At 76.1% G+C, this 23,062-nt stretch carries 24 protein-coding genes, 1 pseudogene and 1 riboswitch; of the genes and pseudogenes, 16 read left to right on the forward strand and 9 right to left on the reverse strand.

Going from position 1 to position 23,062, the window contains the following annotated elements; all coding sequences use genetic code 11:
- Positions 1-340: 340 nt before the first annotated feature.
- Complete coding sequence (locus ACK586_RS00005) at positions 341-1,033, forward strand: DsbA family oxidoreductase (RefSeq protein ID WP_409328406.1); 693 nt, start codon at positions 341-343, stop codon at positions 1,031-1,033.
- 64 nt (positions 1,034-1,097) lie between these two features.
- On the opposite strand, the gene ACK586_RS00010 is transcribed toward ACK586_RS00005, so the two are convergent.
- On the reverse strand, positions 1,098-1,340 hold the full coding sequence (locus ACK586_RS00010) for an acyl carrier protein (protein WP_409328407.1): 243 nt from the start codon (positions 1,338-1,340) through the stop codon (positions 1,098-1,100).
- 85 nt (positions 1,341-1,425) lie between these two features.
- Positions 1,426-1,761: a hypothetical protein gene (locus ACK586_RS00015; protein WP_409328408.1), complete on the reverse strand. Its 336-nt coding sequence runs from the start codon at positions 1,759-1,761 to the stop codon at positions 1,426-1,428.
- A gap of 73 nt (positions 1,762-1,834) precedes the next feature.
- Here ACK586_RS00015 and ACK586_RS00020 point away from each other — a divergent pair, with 73 nt between their 5' ends.
- From ACK586_RS00020 to ACK586_RS00040, 5 genes are all read left to right on the forward strand, one after another.
- On the forward strand, positions 1,835-2,164 hold the full coding sequence (locus tag ACK586_RS00020) for an ArsR/SmtB family transcription factor (RefSeq protein ID WP_409328409.1): 330 nt from the start codon (positions 1,835-1,837) through the stop codon (positions 2,162-2,164).
- Positions 2,161-2,664: an SRPBCC family protein gene (locus ACK586_RS00025; protein ID WP_409328410.1), complete on the forward strand. Its 504-nt coding sequence runs from the start codon at positions 2,161-2,163 to the stop codon at positions 2,662-2,664. Before ACK586_RS00020 ends, ACK586_RS00025 begins: the two co-directional genes overlap by 4 nt.
- 142 nt (positions 2,665-2,806) lie before the next feature.
- The gene (locus ACK586_RS00030) at positions 2,807-3,976 is read left to right on the forward strand and encodes an MFS transporter (protein WP_409328650.1); all 1,170 of its coding nucleotides are present in this window, start codon (positions 2,807-2,809) and stop codon (positions 3,974-3,976) included.
- Positions 3,973-4,383: a rhodanese-like domain-containing protein gene (locus tag ACK586_RS00035; protein ID WP_409328411.1), complete on the forward strand. Its 411-nt coding sequence runs from the start codon at positions 3,973-3,975 to the stop codon at positions 4,381-4,383. The genes ACK586_RS00030 and ACK586_RS00035 overlap by 4 nt, the downstream gene beginning before the upstream one ends.
- A 63-nt stretch (positions 4,384-4,446) precedes the next feature.
- On the forward strand, positions 4,447-5,121 hold the full coding sequence (locus ACK586_RS00040) for an acVLRF1 family peptidyl-tRNA hydrolase (protein WP_409328412.1): 675 nt from the start codon (positions 4,447-4,449) through the stop codon (positions 5,119-5,121).
- Positions 5,122-5,153: 32 nt separating this feature from the next.
- Here the strand turns inward: ACK586_RS00040 and ACK586_RS00045 are convergent, their stop codons facing one another.
- A complete protein-coding gene (locus tag ACK586_RS00045) occupies positions 5,154-6,164 on the reverse strand; it encodes a zinc-binding dehydrogenase (RefSeq protein WP_409328413.1) in 1,011 nt (336 codons plus the stop codon).
- Positions 6,165-6,368: 204 nt separating this feature from the next.
- Here ACK586_RS00045 and ACK586_RS00050 point away from each other — a divergent pair, with 204 nt between their 5' ends.
- The gene (locus ACK586_RS00050) at positions 6,369-8,753 is read left to right on the forward strand and encodes a transglycosylase domain-containing protein (RefSeq protein ID WP_409328414.1); all 2,385 of its coding nucleotides are present in this window, start codon (positions 6,369-6,371) and stop codon (positions 8,751-8,753) included.
- A 98-nt stretch (positions 8,754-8,851) separates the two neighbouring features.
- Here ACK586_RS00050 and ACK586_RS00055 read toward each other — a convergent pair.
- Together ACK586_RS00055 and ACK586_RS00060 are read right to left on the reverse strand one after the other, a co-directional pair.
- Positions 8,852-9,712, reverse strand: a pseudogene (locus tag ACK586_RS00055) (YhjD/YihY/BrkB family envelope integrity protein); the annotation flags it as partial.
- On the reverse strand, positions 9,634-9,837 hold the full coding sequence (locus tag ACK586_RS00060; RefSeq protein ID WP_409328415.1) for a hypothetical protein: 204 nt from the start codon (positions 9,835-9,837) through the stop codon (positions 9,634-9,636). The pseudogene ACK586_RS00055 and the gene ACK586_RS00060, both read right to left, overlap by 79 nt.
- A gap of 370 nt (positions 9,838-10,207) precedes the next feature.
- A riboswitch (cyclic di-AMP (ydaO/yuaA leader) is annotated at positions 10,208-10,300 on the forward strand.
- A gap of 35 nt (positions 10,301-10,335) precedes the next feature.
- On the opposite strand from ACK586_RS00060, the gene ACK586_RS00065 reads away from it, so the two are divergent.
- On the forward strand, positions 10,336-11,469 hold the full coding sequence (locus tag ACK586_RS00065) for a C40 family peptidase (protein ID WP_409328416.1): 1,134 nt from the start codon (positions 10,336-10,338) through the stop codon (positions 11,467-11,469).
- A 50-nt stretch (positions 11,470-11,519) separates the two neighbouring features.
- Here the strand turns inward: ACK586_RS00065 and ACK586_RS00070 are convergent, their stop codons facing one another.
- Positions 11,520-12,071, reverse strand: a complete 552-nt coding sequence (locus tag ACK586_RS00070) for a hypothetical protein (protein WP_409328417.1) — start codon at positions 12,069-12,071, stop codon at positions 11,520-11,522.
- Between the two features lie 156 nt (positions 12,072-12,227).
- Between ACK586_RS00070 and ACK586_RS00075 the strand changes: the two genes are divergently transcribed.
- Genes ACK586_RS00075 through ACK586_RS00085 form a run of 3 tightly spaced genes read left to right on the forward strand, consistent with a single transcriptional unit; the run spans position 12,228 to position 14,175 of the window.
- Positions 12,228-12,545 carry a DUF3817 domain-containing protein gene (locus ACK586_RS00075; RefSeq protein ID WP_409328418.1) on the forward strand — a complete coding sequence of 106 codons (318 nt, stop codon included), beginning with the start codon at positions 12,228-12,230 and terminating at the stop codon, positions 12,543-12,545.
- A 38-nt stretch (positions 12,546-12,583) separates the two neighbouring features.
- Complete coding sequence (locus ACK586_RS00080) at positions 12,584-13,906, forward strand: serine hydrolase domain-containing protein (RefSeq protein ID WP_409328419.1); 1,323 nt, start codon at positions 12,584-12,586, stop codon at positions 13,904-13,906.
- Complete coding sequence (locus ACK586_RS00085) at positions 13,903-14,175, forward strand: DUF3253 domain-containing protein (protein ID WP_409328420.1); 273 nt, start codon at positions 13,903-13,905, stop codon at positions 14,173-14,175. Before ACK586_RS00080 ends, ACK586_RS00085 begins: the two co-directional genes overlap by 4 nt.
- Before the next feature lie 100 nt (positions 14,176-14,275).
- On the opposite strand, the gene ACK586_RS00090 is transcribed toward ACK586_RS00085, so the two are convergent.
- Positions 14,276-14,767, reverse strand: coding sequence for an Lrp/AsnC family transcriptional regulator (locus tag ACK586_RS00090; RefSeq protein ID WP_409328421.1), 492 nt, complete (start codon positions 14,765-14,767; stop codon positions 14,276-14,278).
- A gap of 219 nt (positions 14,768-14,986) precedes the next feature.
- On the opposite strand from ACK586_RS00090, the gene pdhA reads away from it, so the two are divergent.
- The 5 genes from pdhA to ACK586_RS00115 all read left to right on the forward strand — a co-directional run bounded on the left by pdhA (position 14,987) and on the right by ACK586_RS00115 (position 20,445).
- Positions 14,987-16,120, forward strand: coding sequence for a pyruvate dehydrogenase (acetyl-transferring) E1 component subunit alpha (pdhA, locus tag ACK586_RS00095; RefSeq protein ID WP_409328422.1), 1,134 nt, complete (start codon positions 14,987-14,989; stop codon positions 16,118-16,120).
- Positions 16,120-17,100, forward strand: coding sequence for an alpha-ketoacid dehydrogenase subunit beta (locus ACK586_RS00100; protein WP_409328423.1), 981 nt, complete (start codon positions 16,120-16,122; stop codon positions 17,098-17,100). Before pdhA ends, ACK586_RS00100 begins: the two co-directional genes overlap by 1 nt.
- A gap of 2 nt (positions 17,101-17,102) precedes the next feature.
- Positions 17,103-18,656 carry a dihydrolipoamide acetyltransferase family protein gene (locus ACK586_RS00105; protein WP_409328424.1) on the forward strand — a complete coding sequence of 518 codons (1,554 nt, stop codon included), beginning with the start codon at positions 17,103-17,105 and terminating at the stop codon, positions 18,654-18,656.
- A 53-nt stretch (positions 18,657-18,709) separates the two neighbouring features.
- Positions 18,710-19,882, forward strand: a complete 1,173-nt coding sequence (locus ACK586_RS00110) for an AGE family epimerase/isomerase (RefSeq protein WP_409328425.1) — start codon at positions 18,710-18,712, stop codon at positions 19,880-19,882.
- A gap of 95 nt (positions 19,883-19,977) precedes the next feature.
- Positions 19,978-20,445, forward strand: a complete 468-nt coding sequence (locus ACK586_RS00115) for an SRPBCC family protein (protein ID WP_409328426.1) — start codon at positions 19,978-19,980, stop codon at positions 20,443-20,445.
- A 129-nt stretch (positions 20,446-20,574) separates the two neighbouring features.
- Here the strand turns inward: ACK586_RS00115 and ACK586_RS00120 are convergent, their stop codons facing one another.
- Both ACK586_RS00120 and ACK586_RS00125 read right to left on the reverse strand, forming a co-directional pair.
- A complete protein-coding gene (locus ACK586_RS00120; protein WP_409328427.1) occupies positions 20,575-20,835 on the reverse strand; it encodes an HPr family phosphocarrier protein in 261 nt (86 codons plus the stop codon).
- 101 nt (positions 20,836-20,936) lie between these two features.
- A complete protein-coding gene (locus tag ACK586_RS00125) occupies positions 20,937-23,054 on the reverse strand; it encodes a PTS fructose transporter subunit IIABC (protein WP_409328428.1) in 2,118 nt (705 codons plus the stop codon).
- Between the last annotated feature and the right edge of the window lie 8 nt (positions 23,055-23,062).

Raw genomic sequence — 23,062 nt, forward strand, 5'->3', positions numbered from 1 at the left:
GCTGCGCTACTTCACCCTCGACGGCACCGACCACGAGTCCCACCGCGAGCAGGCGCGCATGATCCGCCGCTACATCGCCTGGCGGAACGGCCACGTCACGGACCCGAAGCTCCGCAAGGTCATCAAGCGGGCCTCAACCATCAAGCGGGCGAAGGTTGCCTGACCCGGCACTAGCTGCACGGCCGGCGTGCGGCGGGCCACCCCGTCGCACGTCGGGCGGCCCGCGCGCCGCGCGCGGAGCCGGCGGCGGGGGACACGGGGCACGCGATGCCCGGACCGGCGCACTGCGCCGAGCGGTCCGGCCGGAATGAGGTCCGGCCGGCCGGGGTTGGCGCGGGGCGTGCGCGTAGAGGTGTGGAGCGACGTCGTCTGTCCCTGGTGCTACATCGGCAAGCGGCGGCTGGAGACCGCACTCGAGCGGTTCCCGCACCGCGACGAGGTCGAGGTCGTGTGGCGCTCCTTCCAGCTCGACCCGACGGTGCCCGAGGGGGAGACGCACCCCACGCTGCCCGCGCTGGCCGCCAAGTACGGCCGCAGCGTCGAGGAGATGCGCGGCATGATGCGGCACGTCGAGGAGACCGCCGCCGGGGAGGGCCTGAGTTACACCCTGGCCGACGGCGTCAGCGGCAACACGCTGCTCGCCCACGAGCTGCTGCACCTGGCCGCTGCGCACGGGCTGCAGGCGGTGGTGAAGGAGCGGCTGCTGCACGCGTACTTCGAGCAGGCGCGCTCGGTCTTCGACGTCGACTCGCTGGTCGCCCTGGCGGTCGAGGTGGGGCTCGACGAGGCCGAGGTCCGCGCCGCGCTGACCGACCACCGGTACCGCGCGGCCGTGCAGGAGGACGTCGCGACGGCGCGGGCGCTGGGCGCCACCGGCGTGCCGTTCTTCGTCGTCGACCGCCGCTACGGGGCCTCCGGCGCCCAGCCCGCGGAGCTGCTCCTGCAGGTGCTCGAGCGGGCCTGGGCCGACGCGCAGCCGCTGCGGACCGTCCCCGCCGCCGAGGGCTGCGCGGGGGACGGCTGCACCGTCTGAGTCGCCGGCGAGGGACCGGCCCGGCGAGGCCCCGCTTACCCCCGGTGAGCAGGGCCTCCTGTCGTCAGCGGGTCGCCGGGCCGCCCTGATCGGTGCCCGAGAGCTGCCGCAGGAGCTCGTGGCACCGCCTGGCGCGGGCCGAGTCCTGCTCCATGACCTCGCGGAAGAAGCTCGCGACGTCGTCCAGGCCCGCGTTCTCCGCGTCGCGCACGTACTGGCCGTAGTCGTGCCCCGCCTTGAGCGAGTGGTACTGGACCGAGATCAGGTCGTACGTGACGTCCTCGAAACCGGTCTCACCCGTGGCCATGGCGTCCTCCCGTCCCGTCGTCGGATGTGACGCAGCTCGCGTTCCCCCGGTGGGCCGGCGTGAAACGGACCGGTCCGTCCGGTCGTCAGGACATGCCGCCGGCGGTCTCCCCGCCGTCGGTGAGCGGACCACCGGCGAGGTCCTCACCGAGCGGGTCCCCGCCCGCCGAGTCCCCGGAGGCCGCCCCGGCGGGAGCGATCGGAGCGGTGGCGCCATCACCGGGGGTTGCCCCGCCGGTCACGTTCCCGCCGCCGGCGTCGTCGGCCTCGTCCCGTCCCGCCGTGAGCTCGTCCTCGCCGCTGGCGGAGGGGTCGTCGGCGGCCGAGGCGAGGTCGTCGCCCTGGCCGTGGGCGCCGGGGTCGGCCTGCAGGGTGCGCGGGTCGTTGAGCGGGTCGGGCACGTCGGGATCGGTGACGGTCATGGGCGGCTGCCTTCCCCCGACCCGGCTGCGGCAATCGCGCCCGAACGTGTCAGCGATGTGTTACACATCGAGGGTGCAGGCGCTCGCGGCCCTGGCCGACCCGACCCGGCGGGAGATCGTCGCGCTCCTGGCCGGAGGCGAGGTGGCGGCCGGTGAGCTCGCCCGCCGGTTCCCGGTGAGCCGGCCGGCCGTCAGCCGGCACCTGCGCGTCCTGCGGGAGGCCGGCCTGGTCCGGGCCCGCGTCCAGGGACGGCGGCACCTGTACGCGCTGGACCCCGGGCCGCTGCGCGAGATCGACGCCTGGCTGGAGCCCTACCGCGACCTCTGGGCGCGGCGGCTGGACGCGCTGGACACCGAGATCGCCCGCGGACGGCGGGCGGCGACCCGGGAGGAGACCCGATGACCGCAGTCCCCGGCGACCGGCGCGGAGAGATCACGACCGATCCCGACGGGCGGCGCCGCCTGGTCTTCCGCCGCTCGTGGCCGGACCCGGCCGCGGGCGTGTGGGCCGCGCTCACCGAACCCGAGCGCTCGGCCCGGTGGATCGGCCGGTACGACGGTCCGCACGGCCCCGGCGCCGAGGGCACGTTCACCATGACCGCCGAGGAGGGCGCCCCCCGGTCGGGCCTGCGCATCGTCGAGTGCGAGCCGCCCCGGCGGCTGGTGGTGCAGTTCCTCGACGAGATGGGGTGGCGGATCGAGGTGGACCTGGCCGAGGACGACGGGACGACGACGCTGACCTTCCAGCAGGTGCTCGACGGCGACCTCGGCGCCGCGGACGTCGCGGCCGGCTGGCACTGGTACCTGGACCGGCTGCACGCGGTCCTCACCGGTGGGGAGTTCCCGGCGGACTGGGACGCCTTCGTCGCCGCCGTCGGGCCGGGGTACTCCACGGCGGGCTGACGGCGTGGCCGCCGCCGTCCGGCGGCCCGGGCGCGGCCGTTGGGTTAGCGTGGCGGAGGTCCCTCCCCTTCCCTGACCACGACGGGCTCCTGCTCCTGTGTCTCCCTACCTGCACGTCTTGCGGACGCCGCATGCCGTGCCGATGGTCCTGGCGGCGTTCATCGGCCGGCTGCCGCTGTCGATGGTGGGCCTCGGCTGCGTCCTGCTGATCGCGAGCGAGACGGGCTCGTACGCCTTCGGTGGCGCCGTCGCCGCCGTCGGTGCGGTCAGCACGGCCGCGGTCGGGCCGCTGCTCGGGCGGCTGGCCGACACCATCGGCCAGCGCCGGACGCTGCTGCCGGTGACGGCGGTCTTCGCCGCCTCGGGAGCCTTCTTCCTCGCCGCGGTCAAGCGGGACTGGCCCACCTGGACCGTCTTCGTCTTCGCCGGCCTGGCCGGAGCGTGCATCCCGCCGGTCGCGTCGATGATCCGGGTCCGCTGGACGCACCTGCTGCGCGGCACCAACCGGCTGCCGGCGGCGCTGGCCATGGAGTCCGTCGTCGACGAGTTCGTCTTCATCGTCGGCCCCGTGCTGGTCACGTTCCTGTCCACGACCGGGCACGCCACGTCGGGGGTGGTCACCGCCTTCGTCCTCGCGATCGTCGGCAGCCTGCTGTTCGCGGCGCAGGGCCGCACCGAGCCGCCGCCGCACGGCCACGTGAGCCGCAGCGGGCCGTCGGCGATCCGGACCCCGGGCATCCGGGTGCTCTTCGTGGTCGGGGCCGCGGTCGGCGCCATCCTAGGCTGCCTGGAGATCGCCCTCGTGGCGTTCGCCGACGAGGTCGGCAGGATGTCGCTGTCCGGGGTGCTCATCGCCGGCCTCGCCGTCGGCTCGATGGCCAGCGGGATCGGCTGGGGCACCGTGCACTGGCGGTCCCCGCTGCGCCTGCGCCTGGTCGTGGCGCTGTCGGCCCTCACCGTGCTCGTCGTGCCGCTGCTCTTCATCGGCGACGTCTGGCTCATGCTGCCGTTCGTCATGATCGCCGGCATCGCCGTGTCGCCGTCGCTGATCAGCTCCTTCACCCTGGCCGAGCTGCTCGTGCCGCGCTCGGCGATCACCGAGGCGTTCACCTGGATCGGCACGGCGCTGGGCCTGGGCGTGGCCGTCGGTGCCTCGCTGGCCGGCCTGATCGTCGACGTGCAGGGCGCCAACGCCTCGCTGCTGGTCGCGGTCGTCGCGGCCGGGGTGGCCGCCGTCGTCGTCGGCGCCTGCCAACGGGTGCTCGAGGTGCCCGCCCAGAACGCCGAGGCGGAGAAGGTGATGGCCGGATGAGCGACCCGGACCGCCCGGCCGGGGCCCGGACGGTCGACGAGCTGCTCGCCGAGGCCCGCAGCCGGCTCCGCCGGGTGGAGCCGCGGGAGGCCGCTGCCCGCGCGGCGGCCGGCGCGGTGCTCGTCGACACCCGGCCGGCCTCCCAGCGGGACCGCGACGGGGCGGTCCCCGGCGCGCTGGTGATCGAGCGCAACCACCTCGAGTGGCGGTTCGACCCCGCCAGCGACGCCCGGGTGCCCGAGGCCACCGGCTACGACGTCGAGGTCGTCGTGCTCTGCGACGAGGGGTACTCCTCCAGCCTCGCCGCCGACTCGTTGCGGGCCCTGGGCCTGCACCGCGCCACCGACGTGATCGGTGGGTTCCAGGCGTGGAAGGCCGCCGGGCTGCCGGTCATCCGCGGCGAGTGAGCCGGCGGTGAGCTCCCGCCGCCCCGTGGCCGCGCCGCACCTCGGTCGGCGGGGTGCACGGCCGTGACCCGGCCCCGTCCCGCCGCCGGGGGCGGGCGCCGCCTGGGGGTGGCTCCCGAGCGGCTGGGCCGGTGGCTGGACGGCGTCGCCGAGCGGCACGGGGCCTTCACGGCAGTGTCGGCCGAGGGCGACGCCCTGCAGGTGGTCTGCGCCGACGGCACCGCGGTCACCCTGCGGGCGCCCTTCGGGTGGACGCCGCAGCCGCCGCTGCTGGCCGCCTTCGGCGCGGCGGCCCGCCGTCCCGCCCGGGTGGCCGTGCTGCTGGTGCGCCGTGGGCGGTGGGCGGTGGGGGTCTTCGACGGGTCCGGGCTGGTCGCCTCCAAGGTCGACGGCCGGCTGGTGCAGGGCCGGACGGCGGCCGGCGGCTGGTCGCAGCAGCGCTTCGCCCGCCGCCGGGACAACCAGACCGCCGCGGTGGTGGCCGCGGCCGCCGACACCGCCGCCCGCGTGCTGCTGCCGCACGCCGGGGGTCTGGTCGCGCTGGTGCCCGGCGGCGACCGCGGGCTGGTCGACGACGTGCTGTCCGACCCCCGGCTGCGCCCGCTCGCCGATCTCCCGCGCACCACCCCGGTCGAGGTCGGGGAGCCGACCAAGGCCGTGCTGCTGGACACCCCGGAGCAGTTCCGCGCCGTCGACGTCCACATCGTCGAGCCCGGGGAAGCGCACGGGGCCGGCTGAGGCGGGACGGCACCGAGCCGGGGCGGCTCGATCTAGGGGTGCAGCACCAGGCGGATCGGGTCGCCCTCCTTGCGGGCGAGCCGCTCGACGCCCCGGGCGGCGTCCGCCAGGGGCAGGGTGCCCGAGATCGACCGGGAGAGGTCCAGCCGGCCGTGCCGGACCAGCCGCACGAGCTGCTCCACGTGCTGGGGCTCGGACCCGTAGTGGCCGAGGATGCGCTGGCCGAAGTAGCTGAACTGGGTGCCGTTGCGGATGGTCAGCGGCTGGTCGGTCAGGCCGACGAGCACCAGGCCGCCGTCCCGTTCCAGGCAGCGCACGGCCTGCTCGCGCACCGGCGCGACGCCGGCGAAGTCGAACGCGTGGGCCAGGCCGGCTCCGCCGGTGAGCTCGCGGACCCGGGCGGCGACGTCCTCGGACGGGTCCAGCGCCGCGTCCGCGCCGAAGGCCAGCGCGCGCTCCCGGGCGGCCGCCACCGGGTCGACGGCGACGATCGGCGCCGCCCCGGCGAGCCGTAGCAGCTGCACCGCGTGCGCGCCGAGCCCGCCGATGCCCCACACCCCCACCGGCTCCCCGGCGCGGACGCCGGCCGTCCGGACGATCGACGCCCACGGCGTGGAGACGGCGTCGGGCACGATGCAGGCCTGCTCGAAGGGCATGTCGTCGGGGATCGGCACCAGGGTCGGCACGGTGGCCAGCGCGTACTCGGCCCAGCCGTCGTCGTAGTCGACGCCGCGGGTGTGGATCCAGCCGCCGATCTCCTCGCCGGCCTGCACGGTCACCCGCCGGCCGACGGCGGTGCCGGTGACGCCCTCGCCGAGCCCGGCGACCTCGCCGGCGACCTCGTGGCCGAGCGTGACCTCCTCCCCGGCGAGGAACAGCGGGGAGAGCTGGCCCTCGATCAGGTGGACGTCGGACAGGCAGATCCCGGCGGCGCGGACCCGGATCAGCACCTGGCCGGGCCCCGGCGCGGGCCGGGGCACCTCGCGCACCGCGAACTCCCTCGTGCGCACGTTCAACCGGCCGGCGAGCATCGTGTCGGACATGCAGTGCTCCTCCCCTCGCGGACCGGGCACCACACCTGGGACCCGGTCGCCGAGCGTCGTGCTCCGGTCGCACACCGCATCCTCCCGACCGTCCCGCGTGCCCCCGCGCGGCGCGGGTGGTTGTGGCCGCCCGTCGACTCTGTTTCGGTGTGCCGTCGGCAGGAGGGAGGACCGCACCCCGGAGGGAGGACCATGGACCGGCGCGTGCGGCTCCGCATCCTGCTCAGGCTCGCCGCCGCGATCGTCGCGACCGGGGCGCTGGTCGCCGGCCTCCTGTTCCCCTGGGTCGGCGGGCCCGCGCTGCTGGCCTCTCAGTCGACGGGCCTGCTCGGCGACATCCCGGTCGAGCTCACCGACCGGACGCCGCCGGGCAACACCGTGCTGCTGGCCGCGGACGGCGAGCCCATCACGTACTTCTACGAGGAGAACCGCCAGCCGGTCGCGCCGGACCAGATCGCCGAGGTGATGCAGCACGCCATCGTCGCGATCGAGGACTCGCGCTTCTACGAGCACCGCGGCCTGGACGTGCAGGGCACGCTGCGGGCGCTGATCCGCAACATCACCGCCGGCGAGGTCGCCGAGGGCGGGTCGACGCTCACCCAGCAGCTGGTCAAGCAGACCCTGCTGCAGACCGCCGACACCCCCGAGGAGCGGGTGGCGGCCACCGAGCAGACCGTCGGCCGCAAGCTGCGGGAGGCCCGGCTGGCCCTGGCGCTGGAGGACGAGTACGGCAAGGAGGAGATCCTCACCCGCTACCTCAACATCGTGTACTTCGGGCAGAACGCCTACGGCGTGCAGCCGGCCGCGCGGGCGTTCTTCGGGGTCGACGCCTCCGCGCTGACGCTCCCGCAGGCCGCCCTGCTCGCCGGCCTGGTGCAGAGCCCGACGAACGACGACCCCTTCACCCGTCCCGAGCGCGCCACGCAGCGGCGCAACGTGGTGCTGTCCCGGATGGCCGCCCAGGGCTACGTGACGCCGGAGGAGGCCGCGCAGGCCCAGGCCGCCCCGCTCGGGCTCGCCCCCGCGCCGGCGCCGCGCCGCGGTTGCGCGGAAGCGAGCGTCGGGGCGTTCGTCTGCGACTTCGTGCAGCGCTACCTGATCCAGGAGCTGGGTCTCACCCAGGAGCAGCTGGACAACGGCGGGTACGTCATCCGGACGACCCTGGACCCCGAGCTGCAGCGCGCCGGGGACGCCGCCGTCCTGGCCACCCTCCCGATGGGCGATCCCCTGGCGGCCATGTTCACCGCCGTCGAGCCCGGCACCGGCCACCTGCTCGCGATGAGCGTGAACCGCGTCTTCGGCTACGACCAGTCCGACCCGGCGCAGGAGTCCTACAACCTCAACGTCGCCCCCAGCCAGGGCTCGGGGTCGACCTACAAGGTCTTCGTCGCCGCCGCCGCGCTGGCCCGCGGCTACTCGCCGTCCTACACCCTCACGACGTCGAACCCCTACACCTCCCGCGTGTACCGCGACGGCGCCGGCCCCTACGACGTGCGCAACGTCGGCTCCTACCGGGCGACGCTGGACATGGAGACCGCGCTCTACCAGTCCTCCAACACCTACTTCCTCGCGCTGGAGGACGCCCTCGGCAGCGTCGAGGAGCCGGTGCGGATGGCCGAGGCGATGGGCCTGTTCCAGTTCAGCCCGCCGGAGCTGCCCCAGCAGATCATCGACGAGAACCGGGGGTCGTTCACCTTCGGTCCCGAGGCGACCAGCCCGCTGGGCTTGGCCAGCGCCTACTCGACGCTGGCGGCGAGCGGCACGCAGTGCGACGTCGTGCCGGTGACGGCGGTGCTGGACCCGACCGGTGAGCCCGCGGTCGGCGCGGACGGCGAGCCGCTCGCGGTCGGGGACCGGTGCACCCCCGAGGCCATCCCCCCGGGCGTGGCCACCACGCTCAACCAGATGCTGCGCAAGGACGTCGAGCCCGGGTTCGGCGGGCAGACCGGCCGCCGCGCCTACGTCCCCGGCCACCAGATCGCCGGCAAGACCGGTACCTCGCAGGAGAACTTCTCGGTCGCCTTCGTCGGGTACACGCCCGAGGTGACCGCCAGCGTCATGGTGCTCAACCCCAAGCAGAACCAGGACGTCGGCGGCTTCGGCGGCGGCAAGGGCGCCACCATCTGGCACGACGCCATGGCCCCGGTCCTCGAGGCGCGCGGCAGCAGCGACTTCCCGCCGGCGGATCCGGCCGTCGTCCGCGGCAACACCCGACCGGTGCCCGGCTGCTCCTCGGCCGGTGCCTGCGAGACGACGCTGCGCAACGCCGGCTTCGCCACGGCGCGCCTCCGGGTCGACAGCTCGCTGGCGGCCGGGTCGTTCGTCGGCACCAGCCCGCCGCGCGGCGGCCGCGCGGTGCCCGGCCAGGTGGTCACCATCCTGATCAGCAACGGCGCCGACTACGTCGCGCCCGCGCCCGCGCCCGATCCGGCGCCCGGGGGCGGGGGCGGGGGCGGGTCGACGCCGGCGCCGCCGCCGCCGTCCACCCCCGCACCGGCTCCCGAGCCGCCGCCCCCGCCGGACGGCGGACCCGCTCCCGGCGGCCCGCCGGTCGAGCCCGGTGTCCCGGCGCCGCCCGACGACGACTGAGCTCCGGCCGGGCCGGGTCGGCCCGACGTCAGCCGGACCTCGAGCGCCCCGGTGAGCAGCCAGCCACCGAGCAGCACCAGGTGCAGCAGGAAGAGCCAGAGGGCCAGGGCGACCGCCGCCCCGACCGGTGTCAGACCGCCGAAGGGCGCCCCCAGGTCCAGGGGCAGCGACAGGAACAACGCGAAGCCTTGCAGGAAGCCCGACAGGCAGGCGGCGGTGAACAGGGAGCCGCAGACCAGGGCGGGCCAGCGCATCCGGCCGGCCGCGACCACGCCGAAGCCCCAGGCCAGGGGCACGGTCAGCACGAGCAGCACCGAGTAGTAGCCGATCGCGAACCGGCCGATGGCGGCGCCGGCGCCGTCCTGGGAGCCCAGCTCGGCCATGCTCTCGGCGGCCAGCAGCAGCGGGAGCAGCAGCAGCGGGGTGACCACCACGAGGGGCAGCCCGAGCAGCCGGCCCCGCCAGCCGGTCAGCGTGTCGTGCCGCCCGCTGAAGCGCAGCAGCGACCGGCGCAGCCCCTCCCCGTACAACGACAGCGGGAGCAGGGCCAGCAGGAAGCCCAGGACGTCCATGCCCAGGCCGGCGTCCACCAGGTCCACCACGACGTCGGGGGCGCCGAGCTCGGCCGGCAGCACCTCGACCAGGCGGTCGGTGAGCCGCTGCACCTCGTCCGCGCCGATCACCAGGCCGGTGAGCCGCACGGCCACGAGCAGCAGGGGGATGACGGCGATCCCGGCGTAGAACGTCAGCCCGGCGCCGATCAGCGCGAGGTCGCGGCCGCGCAGCCGGTCGCGGACCGTGGCCCCGAGGAAGCGCAGCTCCGCGCGGACCCGGGCTCGGGTCCACGCGGACCCCGCGGGCAGCGGGGAGCCCGAGGTGCTCAGCCCTCGGACTCGGAGGTCTGGGTCGACGGGCCTTCCGTCTCGGCGCAGTCGGCGGTGTTCTCGGCGGTGCCGCACTCCTGCTCGTTGCGGTCCACGTCGGTGTTCGTCCCGCCCTCGGTGTTGCTGCACCCGGTGGTCACGGAGGCGGCGATGGCGAGGGCGACGAGCGGGCGGGTCAGTGCCCGCCGGGTGATGCGCATGCCCCGCAGAGTGCACGCGGGACCGCACCGGCAAACCCGGCGGACGACAGGGCCCGACGCCGTCATCCGGGGGCGTGGCCGGGGTCACCGCGGGCTCCCGCCCCGGGGCCGTCCGGCACGGCTCCGGTGCGCGGGCCGGTTCGAAGCGTCAGTGCAGGTCAGCCCCCCGGTCCTCGGGTAGGGACGCCGTCCCGGAGGTTGCGGCACGGAATCGGTCGCTCACCGTGAGCAAACGAATTACACGCTGGTGATTGTCACGGACCCGTCACGGCGCTTACCGTCTGTGCGTCCGGAGGGGCGCAGCGTCACCGACCTGGGTGACACCCCGCGGACGCCGTCGAGCCGGCCGACCCTCCCGAGGGGACGCCGGGCCGGGGACCCACCGCAGTCCTGGGGTGCAGTGCCCGCGGACCTCCCGCGAGCACCGGGCGTTCTCCCGCCCGAACCCGTCAGCTAACCCGGTAGGCGGCCGTCGGAGAAACGGAGAGCCGCCGGACCATGGCGACCCCTGAGCGTGCCTTCCCCGCGCGCCCGCACCACCCCCGCCGCAGCCCGGTCACCCGCCGGGCGCTGCTGCTGGCCTCCGCGATCGGCGTGGCCCTCGGCGTGACCCTCGTGCCGGCTCCCGCGGGGGCCGAGGAGCCGGGCACCGCGGCCGAGGCCGCCGAGCTGATGGCCGCCCGCGGTCACGAGCTCGAGGCGGTGACCGAGCAGTTCAACGAGGCACGAGAGCACCTCCTCGGTCTGCAGGCCGCCGCGGCGGAGGCCACGACCGCCGCCGACGCGGCGCAGGCGCAGGTCGCGGGCGCGCAGCAGCAGGTGCGCGGTGTGGCCCGCAGCGCGTGGACCGGCCAGACCGGTGGCTCGCTGGCGGCCCTGCTGACCAGCGAGTCGCCGGAGGAGTTCATCGACCAGGTCGCCGTCCTCGGCATGGTCGCCGACCACCAGAGCGACCTGCTGACCACGGCCGTGTCCGCCGGCGACGCGGCGGCCGCCGCCCGTGCCGCCGCCGACGCCGCGGCCGCCGAGGCGCAGCGCACCTACGACGCCGTCGCCGCGCAGCAGGCCGCGCTCGAGGCCGAGATCGCCGAGTACCGGGCCGACTTCCAGCGGCTGACCGCCGCCGAGCAGCAGGCCGCGCTGGCCGCGGCGGCAGCGGCGCACGCCGAGACCACCGCCAGCCGCGACGACCGCGAGGAGTCGACCGGGGCGACGGCGACCTCGGAACCCTCCGGGCCGGCCGCCTCGGCGCCCTCCGCGCCGGTCGTGACCGGCGGCGGGGCCGCCCAGGTCGCGATCGACACCGCCATGGCCCAGCGCGGCAAGCCCTACGTGTGGGCCGCCGCCGGGCCGCGCTCCTTCGACTGCTCGGGACTGACCCAGTACGCCTTCCGCGCCGCCGGGATCAGCCTGCCGCACTCCAGCCGGATGCAGTCCCAGATGGGCCAGGCCGTCTCCCGCGCCGACCTGCGCCCCGGCGACCTGGTCTTCTTCTACAGCCCCGTGAGCCACGTGGGCATCTACATCGGCAACGGCCAGATGGTGCACGCGCCGACGTCCGGGGACGTCGTGAAGGTCGCCTCGATCGACTCCATGGGCGGCTACTCCGGCGCCCGCCGCATCGCCGGGTAGTCGACGGGCCTCCCCGTCCTCCACCGCTCGCTCGCGCTCGCGGCGGGCCCCTACCGGGAGGCCGCCCGGGGTCGGGTGACCGCCTGCAGCAGGCCCCAGACGAAGCGGGCTCGCCGGCCGTCGGGCAGCGCGACCTCCCAGTGCGCCGGCGCCTGCGCCCCCACGTGCCGGGCCCCGGGGACGGCGGCGACGTCGTCGACGACGTGCTGCCAGACCAGCAGCCGGCCCGGGCGCGCGGCCGGGACCCCCGAACCCGGACCGCGGACCAGCTGCTCGTCGAGCACCTCGCCGCCGGGGCCGCTGACCACCCGCCAGCGCAGCTGCGGCCACAGCGGCAGCGGCCACTGGCGCAGCTCCAGCTCCAGGTCGCCGTGCCGGCGGGGGACGCAGGTGTCGGGCGGTCCGAGCACCGCCGTCCGCAGGGCCAGGCCGCGGGGCGCCCGGGAACTGTGCTGCAGCGCCTGCCACCGGGTGTGCGCCGCATGGGCTGCGCCGCGCGTCGCCGACAGCCGCGGCAGCGCGTCGGCGACCAGGTCGGGGCGGACGTCGGCCATCCGTCGCAGCAGGACCAGGCAGAACTCCCGCCGCGCCAGTCCCCGCACCCCGACGACCCTGCCACCCGCAGCCCGCCCGGTGAGGGCGGGGGAGGCCGGCCCCGCGGGCCGGGCCCTGCCGCGCACGTCACAGCGCCGGGTGGGGACGCCGCGGCGCGGTCGGCCGTTGGACCCGGGCGGACCGTCGCCGTCGAGAGGGAGCCGATGAGCCCGCGCACCGCCGTCCCGCTGTTCCGCGCCGTCGCCGTCGCCGAGGCGCTGACCTGGGTCGGCCTGCTGGCCGGCATGTACGTCAAGTACGTGCCGGGCACGTCCGAGCTGGGGGTGCAGGTGTTCGGCCCGATCCACGGGGCGGTGTTCGTGCTCTACGTGGCGGTCGCGCTCCTGACGGCCCGGGTGCTGCGTTGGTCGCCGGGGACGACGCTGCTGGCCCTCGCGGCCTCGATCCCGCCGCTGGCCACCGTGGTCTTCGAGCTGTGGGCGCGCCGGACCGGCCGGCTGGGCGCGGTCGAGACGGCCTGACCCGGGCGGTCGCGGGCCGCTGCCCTACGGTCGCCGTCATGCCCGAGCCCGTGCTGCCCTCGACCGCCCGCACCCTGCTGGCCCGGACGGCCCTGGCCCAGCGCGACGGCCGGGTGCCCGGGCTGGTCGCCGGCGTGGTGCGCGACGGCGGGCTGGTCTGGTCGGCCGGCCGCGGCGAGGTGCCCGGGCCGGTCCTGGACACCCAGTACCGGCTCGGCTCGATCAGCAAGACGGTCACCGCGGTCGCGGTGATGCGGCTGCGCGACGAGGGCCGGCTGGGCCTCGACGACCCGTTGGAGCGCCACGTGCCCGGCACCCCGTTCGGGGACCGCACGGTGGGGCAGTTGCTCTCCCACCTGGCCGGGGCGTCGGCGGAGAGCCCGGGCGGCTGGTGGGAGCGGGTGCCCGGCGGGTCCCTGGAGGACCTCCGCCTGCGGGGCGAGCACGTGGTGCTCGGCGCCGCCCGCCGCTTCCACTACTCCAACCTCGGTTTCGGTCTGCTCGGTGAACTGGTGGCCCGGCTGCGCGGCCGGTCCTGGGACGACGTCGTCCGCGACGAGGTGCTCGCGCCGCTCGGGATGGCCCGGACGACGGCCCGCCCGCAGCCGCCGGCCGCGGCGGGGAGCGCGGTGCACCCCTGGGCCGACGTCGTCCTCCCCGAGCCCGAGCACCACGCCGGGGTGATGGCCGCCGCCGGCCAGCTGTGGGCCACGCTGGCCGACCTGGCCCGCTTCGCCGTCTTCCTGCTCGGCGACACCGGTGACGTGCTGCGCCCGGCGACGCTCGAGGAGATGGCGGTGCCGGCCGGGGTGGACTCCTCGGCCCCGGGCTGGTCGGCCTACGGCCTGGGCCTGCAGGTGATCCGGCTGGACGGGCGCACCTACACCGGTCACGGCGGGTCGATGCCCGGTTTCCTGGCCGGCGTCTTCGTGGACCGGGAGGAGGGCGCGGGCGCCGTCACGCTGGCCAACACCACCAGCGGGCTGCCCCTGCTGTGGCCCGGCCTGCTCGCCGACCTGCGCGCGGCCGAGCCCCGGGTGGTGGCGGAGTGGCGGCCGGCGCCGCCGCCGGTGGACCTCGACGTCCTCGGGGTCTGGTTCTGGGGTCCGGCGCCGTACGTGCTGCGGGCGGTGGGCAGCGGGCTGCTCGACCTCGCGCCGCTGCCCGGCCGGCCGGGCCGGGCCAGCCGCTTCGCGCCACGCGAGGACGGCACCTGGCTCGGGCTGGACGGGTACCACGCCGGCGAGACGCTGCGGATCGCGCCGGACCACCTCGACCTGGGGACGTTCGTGTTCACCCGCACGCCCTACGACCCCGACGCCCCGGTCCCCGGCGGGGTGGACGAGCGGGGCTGGCGGTGACCCCGCGCCCCGGGCGGGTGGACGACGTCGGCCGCGCGCTCGAGGAGCGGATCACCGCGCTCCTCGACGCCCGGGCGGCCGGCGCCTCGATCTGCCCGTCGGAGGCGGCCCGCGCGGTCGACCCCGGCGGCTGGCGCGACCTCATGCCGGCGGCCCGCGCGGCCGCCGGCCGCCTCGCCGCGGCCGGTGAGGTCGAGGTGACCCAGCGCGGGGCGGTCGTCGACGTGGCCACCGCCCGCGGGCCGGTGCGGATCCGCCGTCCCCGCTGACGAGAACTGCGCCGTCGAGATCTGCGCCGACGAGATCTGCACAGTGGGCGGCATCAGGCGCTGATGCCGACGAGTGTGCAGATCTCGTCGAGACGGGGGGTCAGTCCGCGGGGTCGGTGGGGGGCTCGCCGCCCGCGGCGCGCCGCAGCAGCGGGTCCAGCCGGTGCTCCACCAGCCGGCGCATCGCCAGCGCGGTGTCGGTCCGCTCGACGCCGGGCATCGCCAGCACCTGCTCGCTGAGCCGCCACAGGTCGTCGGCGTCGAGCGCCACGACCCGCACGAGCAGGTCCGCCGCCCCCGACAGGGCGGTCACCTCCACGACCTGGTCGAGCTCCCCGAGCGCCGCCCCCACGTCGGTGAGGCTGCGCTGCACGACCTGCACGGTCATGTACGCCTCGAGCCGGTAGCCCAGCGCCGCCGGGCGCACGCGGGTGGTGAAGGGGGTCAGCGCGCCGCCGGCCTCCAGGCGGGCCAGCCGCGCCTGCACGGTGTTGCGGGCCAGGCCCAGCCGCTGCGAGAGCGCCATCACCGAGGCGCGCGGGTCCTCGGCCAGCGCCTGCAGAAGGCGGGCGTCGGTGGTGTCGAGCGGCACACTGCGCAGTCTGACATGCCTGCACGTCCAACGACTGAGCGTTCTGCTTTGGACGTCCGAGCATCCTTGCGCAGTCCTCCGAGCGGGTGATGTGCTCGCCGAGGGGTGCGCCGTGTCACGATGATGTGAGTGGCGCCACACCCCGGTGCCACCGCACGTCCAGCCGACCGCGGCCTCCCGGTGACCCCGGGGCCGCGGGAGACGACGAGGAGATGCCCCATGCCCACGGTGCCCCCGCAGGTGGCCGGCCCCGCACCGGGTGCCGGCGCGCCGCACCTGCCGCCGCAGCCCGACCTCGTGCAGCTGCTCAGCCCGGAGGGCGAGCGCGTCGAGGACCCGACCTACTCCCTCGACCTCTCGCCCGACGAGCTGCGCGGCCTGTACCGGGACCTGGTGCTGGTCCGCCGGTGGGACGTCGAGGCCACCGCGCTGCAGCGGCAGGGCGAGCTCGGCCTGTGGGCCTCCCTCCTGGGGCAGGAGGCGGCCCAGGTCGGCGCCGGGCGCGCGCTGCGACCCGGTGACATGGCCTTCCCCACCTACCGCGAGCACGGCGTCGCCTGGGCGCGCGGGGTGGACCCGCTGCACGTGATGAGCCTCTTCCGCGGCGTGGACAACGGCGGCTGGGACGCCGCGGCGACCGGCTTCAGCCTCTACACGATCGTCATCGGGGCGCAGACCCTGCACGCCACCGGGTACGCCATGGGCGTGCAGCGGGACGGCGCCGAGGCCGCGGTCCTGGCCTTCCTCGGCGACGGCGCCACCAGCCAGGGCGAGGTCAACGAGGCGATGATCTGGGCGTCGTCGTTCCAGGCTCCGGTCGTGTTCTTCTGCCAGAACAACCAGTACGCGATCAGCGCGCCGATCGAGCGGCAGTCGCGGGTGCCGCTCTACCAGCGGGCCTGGGGCTTCGGGTTCCCCGGCGTCCGGGTCGACGGCAACGACGTCCTCGCCGTCCTCGCCGTCACGCGGGCGGCGCTGGCCGCGGCGCGGGAGGGCCAGGGCCCCACCTTCGTCGAGGCGTTCACCTACCGGATGGGCGCGCACACCACCTCCGACGACCCGACCCGCTACCGGCTGGCCGACGAGCTGGAGGAGTGGAAGCTGCGCGACCCGATCGCCCGGCTCAAGGTCCACCTGGCCCGCCAGGGGCTGGCCGACGCCGCCTTCTTCGCCGAGGTCGAGGCCGAGGGCGACCGGCTCGCCGCGCGCATCCGCCGGGGGACGGTCGAGATGGAGCCGCCGCCGGCGGTGAGCATGTTCGACGCCGTCTACGCCGAGCAGCCGCCGCCGCTGGCCGCCCAGCGCGAGCAGTTCGTGGCCTACCACGCCTCCTTCGAGGGAGCGGAGCACTGATGGCCACCGAGACGCTCACCCTGGGCAAGGCGCTCAACCGGGGCCTGCGGCGGGCCATGGAGGACGACCCGAAGGTCGTGCTCCTGGGCGAGGACATCGGCCGGCTCGGCGGGGTCTTCCGGATCACCGACGGCCTGCAGAAGGACTTCGGCGAGGCCCGTGTCGTCGACACGCCGCTGGCCGAGGCGGGCATCGTCGGCACCGCCGTGGGCCTGGCGATGCGCGGCTACCGCCCCGTCTGCGAGATCCAGTTCGACGGGTTCGTCTTCCCGGCGGTGAACCAGATCATCACCCAGGTCGCGAAGGTGTCGGCCCGGTCGCAGGGCCGGCAGCGGATGCCCGTCGTCGTCCGCATCCCCTTCGGCGGCGGGATCGGCGCGGTCGAGCACCACAGCGAGAGCCCGGAGGCGTACTTCGCGCACACGCCGGGGCTCACGGTGGTCGCGGTCAGCAACCCCGTCGACGCGTACTGGGGCATCCAGCAGGCCATCGCCTCGCCCGACCCGGTCGTCTTCCTCGAACCCAAGCGCCGGTACTGGGAGAAGGCCGAGGTCGACCTGGACGCGACGCCCGAGCCGTTGTTCGCCTCGCGGGTGGTCCGGGGCGGCGACGACGTCACCGTGCTGGCCTACGGCCCCATGGTGAAGACGGCGCTGCAGGCCGCCGAGGCCGCCGCGGGCGAGGGCCGCTCGCTGGAGGTCGTCGACCTGCGCACGCTGGCCCCGCTGGACCTGCGCCCGGTGGTCGAGTCCGTCCGCCGGACGGGACGCTGCGTGGTCGTGCACGAGGCGCAGGTGACCCTCGGCATGGGCGCCGAGATCGCCGCGCGGATCACCGAGGAGTGCTTCCACTCGCTGGAGGCGCCGGTGCTGCGGGTCGGCGGGTACGACGTCCCCTATCCGCCGGCCCGGCTGGAGGAGGAGTACCTGCCCGATCTGGACCGGGTCCTCGACGCCGTCGACCGCGCGATGGAGTTCTGACGATGACGTCGCAGCACCGGTCCACCCTGCGCCAGTTCCGGCTCCCCGACGTCGGGGAGGGCCTCACCGAGGGCGAGATCCTGCAGTGGCTGGTCGCCGTCGGCGACGAGGTGGCGGTCAACCAGCCGCTGTGCGAGGTCGAGACGGCGAAGGCGGCGGTCGAGCTGCCCTCCCCGTTCGCCGGCACGGTCACCGAGCTGCTGCACGAGGTCGGCAGCACGGTCGACGTCGGTGCGCCGATCATCACGATCGACACCGGTGGGGCGGGTGGGGACGGTCCGGCCGGGGCGGGTGGGGACGGTCCGGCCGGGGCGGGGGGCGACGCCCCGGCAGCACCGGCGCCGGGCGGGGGCGGGACGGCGGAGCGGACGCCGAACCTGGTCGGCTACGGCCCCCGGTCCACCGAGGCCCGTCGCCGGCCACGGCGCAGCGGGACGGCCGTCGCCGCCCGCGCCACCGCACCCGCGGTCACGGCGCCCGCGGCGGGCAGCGCGCCGGCGCGGACGCCGCTGCTGGCCACCGTGCCCGATCTCGACACCAAGCCGGTCCGGCACGGCGGGCTGGAGGTCGGCCGGGCCGCCGAGGCGCACGCCCTGGAGGAGCAGGCGGCGGCGTCCGCCCGAACGGTGCCGCGCGGCACCGGCCGGCCGCGGCCGCTGGCCAAGCCGCCGGTGCGCAAGCTGGCCCGCGACCTCGGCGTGGACCTGGCCGCACTCGCCGGGAGCGGTCCCGGCGGGGTGGTCACGCGGGCCGACGTCGAGGCGGCGGCCGGGGGTCCGGTCCCCGCCGCGACCGCCTCCGCGGCGGCGACCGCCTCCGCGGCGGCGACCGCCTCCGCGGCGGCGAGGACCCCCGCCGCGGGCGAGCGGCGGATCCCGGTCAGCGGGGTCCGGAAGCACACCGCGGCGGCGATGGTGGCCAGCGCGTTCACCGCGCCGCACGTGACGGAGTTCCTCACCGTCGACGTCACGCGCACGATGAAGCTGCGCGGCCGGCTCGCCGCCCGGCCCGAGTTCGCCGGTCTCAAGGTCAGCCCGCTGCTGCTCGTGGCGAAGGCGCTGCTGCTCGCGGTGCGCCGGCACCCGGTGGTGAACAGCCGGTGGGAGGAGGAGACCCGCGAGATCGTCGTCCCCGGGCACGTGCACCTCGGCATCGCGGCGGCGACCCCGCGCGGCCTGCTGGTGCCCAACGTCAAGGACGCCGACCGGCTCTCCCTGCCCGACCTCGCCCGCGCGCTGGCCGAGCTGACGGAGACCGCCCGCGCGGGGCGCACCTCCCCGGCCGACATGGCCGGCGGCACGATCACGATCACCAACGTCGGCGTGTTCGGCGTCGACACCGGAACGCCGATCCTCAACCCGGGGGAGTCGGCGATCCTCGCCTTCGGAGCGGTGCGCCCGATGCCCTGGGTGCACAAGGGGGAGGTCGTGCCGCGGCAGGTCACCACGCTCGCGCTGTCGTTCGACCACCGGGTGGTCGACGGGGAGCTGGGCAGCCGTTTCCTCGCCGACGTGGGCGCGGTGCTGCACGACCCGGCAGCGGCGCTGGCGTTCTGAGGCCGGTGGTGCCGGTGAGGGGGGTGGACCCCGGCGGAGGGCAGGCGGCCCCGGTGACCGACCTCGGCCGGCTGCTGGACTTCGCCGCGCGCTCCCGGGCGCCCGAGGGCGGCTTCGGCCACCTCGGGTCCGACGGGGAACGGGAGGGCCGGCCGCAGGAGACCTACGTCGTCGCCCGGATGACCCACGTGTTCGGGCTGGCGCACCTGCTCGGCCGCCCGGGCGCCGGCGGGCTGGCCGGGCACGGCGTGGCGGCGCTGCTCGACGGTCCGCTGCACGACGCCGAGCACGGCGGCTGGCGGGCCGCCGAGGACGACGACACCAAGGCGGCCTACGTGCACGCCTTCGTCGTCCTCGCCGGCGCCACCGCCACCGCCGCCGGCATCGACGGCGGGCGGCAGCTGCTGGGGCAGGCCCTGGCCGTGTGGGACGGCCGGTTCTGGGACGACGCCGCGGGCCTGGCGGTGGAGGAGTGGAGCCGCGACTGGGCGGTCTGCGGCGGTTATCGCGGCGCCAACGCCAACATGCACGGCGTCGAGGCCACCCTGGCCGCCGCCGACGCCCTCGCCGCCGAGGAGCCGGCCACCGCGGCCGCCCTGCGGCAGCGGGCGCTGCGCAGCACCGGCCGCATCGTGCACGGCTGGGCGCGCGAGCGGGACTGGCGGTTGCCCGAGCACTTCACCGCCGGGTGGGAGCCGCTGCCCGGGCACAACCGCGACCGCCCGGCCGACCCGTTCCGGCCCTACGGCGTCACCGTCGGGCACCAGTTCGAGTGGGCCCGCCTGTGCCTGCACCTGCGCGCGGCCCTGGGCGAGGAGGCGCCGGCCTGGCTGCTCGACGACGCCCTCGGCCTGTTCGACGCCGCAGCCGCGCGCGGCTGGGCCGCCGACGGGGAGCCCGGCTTCCCGTACACGCTGGACTGGGACGACCGGCCGGTCGTCGGTGCGCGCCTGCACTGGGTGCTGTGCGAGGCCGTCGCGGCCGCCACCGTGCGGCACGCCGCCACCGGTGACGACCGGGCGGCCGCGCTGGCGCGGGCCTGGCGGGCGCACGGCGAGCAGCGGTTCGCCGATCCCGCGACCGGCAACTGGCACCACGAGCTCACCCCGGCCGGCGACGTCGCGACGGGCACCTGGTCGGGGCAGCCCGACGCCTACCACCTGGCCCAGATGCTGCTCCTCGAGGGCCGGCCGGTGCGGGGCAGCCTGGCGGCGGCGCTGCGCTGACCAGGCGGCCGGCCCACTCCGTGCCGTGTGTCCGGCGGCGGGGAGGTGGGTAGGCGGATCCCGAACCGACATCCCGAGACCAGAGGAGGCCGACCGTGGCCAGCGTGCAGGAGTCCGTCGACGTCGACGTCCCGATCCGGGTCGCCTACGACCAGTGGACGCAGTTCGAGTCCTTCCCGGAGTTCATGGGCGGCGTCGAGCGGATCACCCAGATCGACGACACGCACACCCACTGGGTCACCAGCATCGACGGCGTCACGCGCGAGTTCGACGCCGAGATCACCGAGCAGCACCCCGAGGAGCGGGTCGCCTGGACCAGCACGAGCGGGGACGCCAAGCACGCCGGTGTGGTGACCTTCCACCGGCTCGACGACGCGAAGACCCGCGTCATGATCCAGATCGACTGGGAGCCGCAGGGCGTCGTGGAGAAGGCCGGCGCGGCGCTGGGGTTCGACGACCGCCAGGTGAAGGCCGACGCCATGCGGTTCAAGGAGTTCATCGAGAAGCGCGGCAGCGAGACCGGTGCCTGGCGCGGCGAGGTCTCCCGGCCCGACCAGCGGTAACCACCCCGGCACGCCACCGGCGCCCGGCCCCGCGGCCGAGGGGACGGGCGCCGTCGTCGTTCCGGCGAGATCTGCACAGTGGTCGGCATCAGCGCCTGACGGCGACGACTGTGCAGATCTCGCGGGGAGCTACTCGGCGTCGAGATCGGCGGCCACCAGGTCGGCGATCCGGGCCAGGGTGGCGTCGTCGTCGCTGGTGACGACGACTTCTGCGCCCTGCTTCGCCCCGAGCGTCATGATCATCAGTGCCGAGCCGCCGTCGACGGGCGCGCCGCCGGGGGTGGCCAGGGTGACCGGGACGCCGCTCTTCGCGACGGCCTCGGCGATCAGGGCCGCCGGACGGGCGTGCAGCCCGACGCGGGAACCGACGGTGACGGTCTGACTGGGCATCGATGCCTCTCCTCGCTGCTGGGGACGCTGCGGCGTTCACGGCCAGCCTGCAGGGTCCCACCGCGGGCTCGCGAGCGGTGGGGGGGCAGGCTGGTCCTTGCTCAGGCGCGGACCGGCTGGGCGGGGGCGGTGCCGACCGCCGCGTGCGCGTGGGTCAGGTCGACGGCGTCCTCGGGGACGTCCTCGGCCTTCGGCCGGCCGATGCTCTTGGCCAGGGTGACGGCGATCGCGCCGACGACCGTGCCGGCGAGCAGGGCCAGCAGGAACCAGGCGATGCCGGTCATCGCGAAGAGCACGAAGACACCGCCGTGCGGGGCCCGCAGCTCCACCCCGGCCGCGGCCACGATCGCCCCGGTGGTCGCGCCGCCGAGCATCATCGAGGGGATGACCCGCAGGGGGTCCGCCGCGGCGAACGGGATCGCGCCCTCGGAGATGAACGAGGCGCCCAGCAGCCACGCGGCCTTGCCGTTGTCCCGCTCGGCGGGGGTGTAGAGCCGGGGACGCAGGAGCGTGCTCAGGGCCATCGCCAGCGGCGGCACCATGCCGGCGGCCATGACCGTCGCCATGATGACCAGCGGCGCGCCGGTGGCGGCGGCCGTGAGGCCCGTCGTCGCGAAGACGTAGGCCGCCTTGTTCACCGGGCCGCCCAGGTCGAAGCACATCATCAGGCCGAGGATGACCCCCAGCAGGGCGGCGGAGGTGCCGGTCAGCCCCTCGAGCCAGTTGCCCAGGCCCTCCAGCGCCGCGGCCAGCGGCCGGCCCAGGACGACGGCCATCAGGCCGCTGGAGATCAGCGTCGCCAGCAGCGGGATGATCACGACCGGCTGCAGCCCGCGGACGCCGACCGGCAGCCGCCAGCGGCTGATCCACAGCGCGGCGAAGCCGGCGATGATGCCGCCGACCAGGCCGCCGATGAAGCCGGCGCCCACCGTGACCGAGACCGCGCCGACGACGAACCCGGGCACGATGCCCGGCCGGTCGGCGATCGCGAAGGCGATGTAGCCGGCCAGCGCCGGGACCAGGAAGCCGAACGCGGCCTGACCGAGCACGGTGAAGACGGCGCCCAGGTAGCCGGCGAACCCGTCGTTGAGGCCCTCGATCCCGGCGGCCGACGGCAGGTCGACGAACGAGTTGTTCAGCACCCAGCTGAGGGCGTAGCTCTGGCCCTCGGCGTCGGGGTTGTCGCTGACGATCTGGTACCCGCCGAACAGGAAGCCCAGGGCGATGAGCAGGCCCCCGGCGGCCACGAACGGGATCATGTAGCTGACACCGGTCAGCAGCCAGCGGCGGATCTCCGTGCCGGTGCCCGGCCGCGGTCCGGCAGCGGCCGGGTCGGCGCCCCCGGCGGTGCCCGGGACCCGGCGGGCCTGCGGGTCGTCCGCGGCGGCCAGCGCCTCGCGGATCATGACGTCGGGCTCGTTGATGGCCCGCTTGGTCCCGGACTGCACGACCGGCTTGCCGGCGAAGCGCTCCCGGTCCCGGACGCCGACGTCGACGGCGAACACGACGGCGTCCGCGGCGCGGACGACCTCCGGGTCCAGTGGCGTGGAGCCCGACGACCCCTGCGTCTCCACGTGCAGCACCACGCCGGCGGCCTGGGCGGCGGCGGTGAGCTTGTCGGCTGCCATGTAGGTGTGCGCGATCCCGGTCGGGCAGGCGGTGACGGCGACCAGGCTGCGGGTCGCGGCGGGCGCGGGTGGGGTGGCCGTACCGGGCGCGGCGGCGGGCGCGGCGGCGGGTGTGGCAGCCGCCGGGGCGGCGGCGGGCTGGGGCGCGACGACCTCCTGCACGAGGGCGACCACCTCGTCGGCCGAGCCGGCCGCGCGCAGCGAGGCCACGAACTCGGGCTTGACCAGCGCGCGCGCCAGCGCGGTGAGCAGGGTCAGGTGGTCGGCGTCGCCGTGCTCGGGCGCGGCGATGAGGAAGACGAGGTCCGCCGGGCCGTCCGGTGCGCCGAACGCGACGGCGGGGGAGAGGCGGGCGAAGGCCAACGAGGCCTCGGTGACCGCGCCGGAGCGGCAGTGCGGGATCGCGATGCCGCCGGGCAGGCCGGTGGCGGCCTGCGCCTCGCGGGCCAGCGCGTCGCCGGCCAGCCCCTCGGCGGAGGTGGCCCGGCCGGCGTCGGCCACCAGCGCGGCGAGCCGGCGGACCACGGCCTCCTTGTCGGCGCCCAGTTCGGCGTCCAGCGTGACGAGCTCACGCGTGATGAGTGCGGACATGCGGACCT

Source organism: Trujillonella humicola (genome assembly GCF_046233715.1).
Lineage (GTDB): Bacteria > Actinomycetota > Actinomycetes > Mycobacteriales > Geodermatophilaceae > Trujillonella > Trujillonella humicola.

What these genes read in the sequence shown, in the direction of transcription:
- ACK586_RS00010 (WP_409328407.1), bottom strand. Translation starts at nt 1,340, where the DNA reads ATGGCCACGGGTGAGACCGGTTTCGAGGACGTCACGTACGACCTGATC.
- ACK586_RS00015 (WP_409328408.1), bottom strand. Translation starts at nt 1,761, where the DNA reads ATGACCGTCACCGATCCCGACGTGCCCGACCCGCTCAACGACCCGCGC.
- ACK586_RS00025 (WP_409328410.1), top strand. Translation starts at nt 2,161, where the DNA reads ATGACCGCAGTCCCCGGCGACCGGCGCGGAGAGATCACGACCGATCCC.
- ACK586_RS00030 (WP_409328650.1), top strand. Translation starts at nt 2,807, where the DNA reads ATGGTCCTGGCGGCGTTCATCGGCCGGCTGCCGCTGTCGATGGTGGGC.
- ACK586_RS00035 (WP_409328411.1), top strand. Translation starts at nt 3,973, where the DNA reads ATGAGCGACCCGGACCGCCCGGCCGGGGCCCGGACGGTCGACGAGCTG.
- ACK586_RS00045 (WP_409328413.1), bottom strand. Translation starts at nt 6,164, where the DNA reads ATGTCCGACACGATGCTCGCCGGCCGGTTGAACGTGCGCACGAGGGAG.
- ACK586_RS00060 (WP_409328415.1), bottom strand. Translation starts at nt 9,837, where the DNA reads ATGCGCATCACCCGGCGGGCACTGACCCGCCCGCTCGTCGCCCTCGCC.
- ACK586_RS00065 (WP_409328416.1), top strand. Translation starts at nt 10,336, where the DNA reads ATGGCGACCCCTGAGCGTGCCTTCCCCGCGCGCCCGCACCACCCCCGC.
- ACK586_RS00075 (WP_409328418.1), top strand. Translation starts at nt 12,228, where the DNA reads ATGAGCCCGCGCACCGCCGTCCCGCTGTTCCGCGCCGTCGCCGTCGCC.
- ACK586_RS00080 (WP_409328419.1), top strand. Translation starts at nt 12,584, where the DNA reads ATGCCCGAGCCCGTGCTGCCCTCGACCGCCCGCACCCTGCTGGCCCGG.
- pdhA (WP_409328422.1), top strand. Translation starts at nt 14,987, where the DNA reads ATGCCCACGGTGCCCCCGCAGGTGGCCGGCCCCGCACCGGGTGCCGGC.
- ACK586_RS00100 (WP_409328423.1), top strand. Translation starts at nt 16,120, where the DNA reads ATGGCCACCGAGACGCTCACCCTGGGCAAGGCGCTCAACCGGGGCCTG.
- ACK586_RS00105 (WP_409328424.1), top strand. Translation starts at nt 17,103, where the DNA reads ATGACGTCGCAGCACCGGTCCACCCTGCGCCAGTTCCGGCTCCCCGAC.
- ACK586_RS00120 (WP_409328427.1), bottom strand. Translation starts at nt 20,835, where the DNA reads ATGCCCAGTCAGACCGTCACCGTCGGTTCCCGCGTCGGGCTGCACGCC.
- ACK586_RS00125 (WP_409328428.1), bottom strand. Translation starts at nt 23,054, where the DNA reads ATGTCCGCACTCATCACGCGTGAGCTCGTCACGCTGGACGCCGAACTG.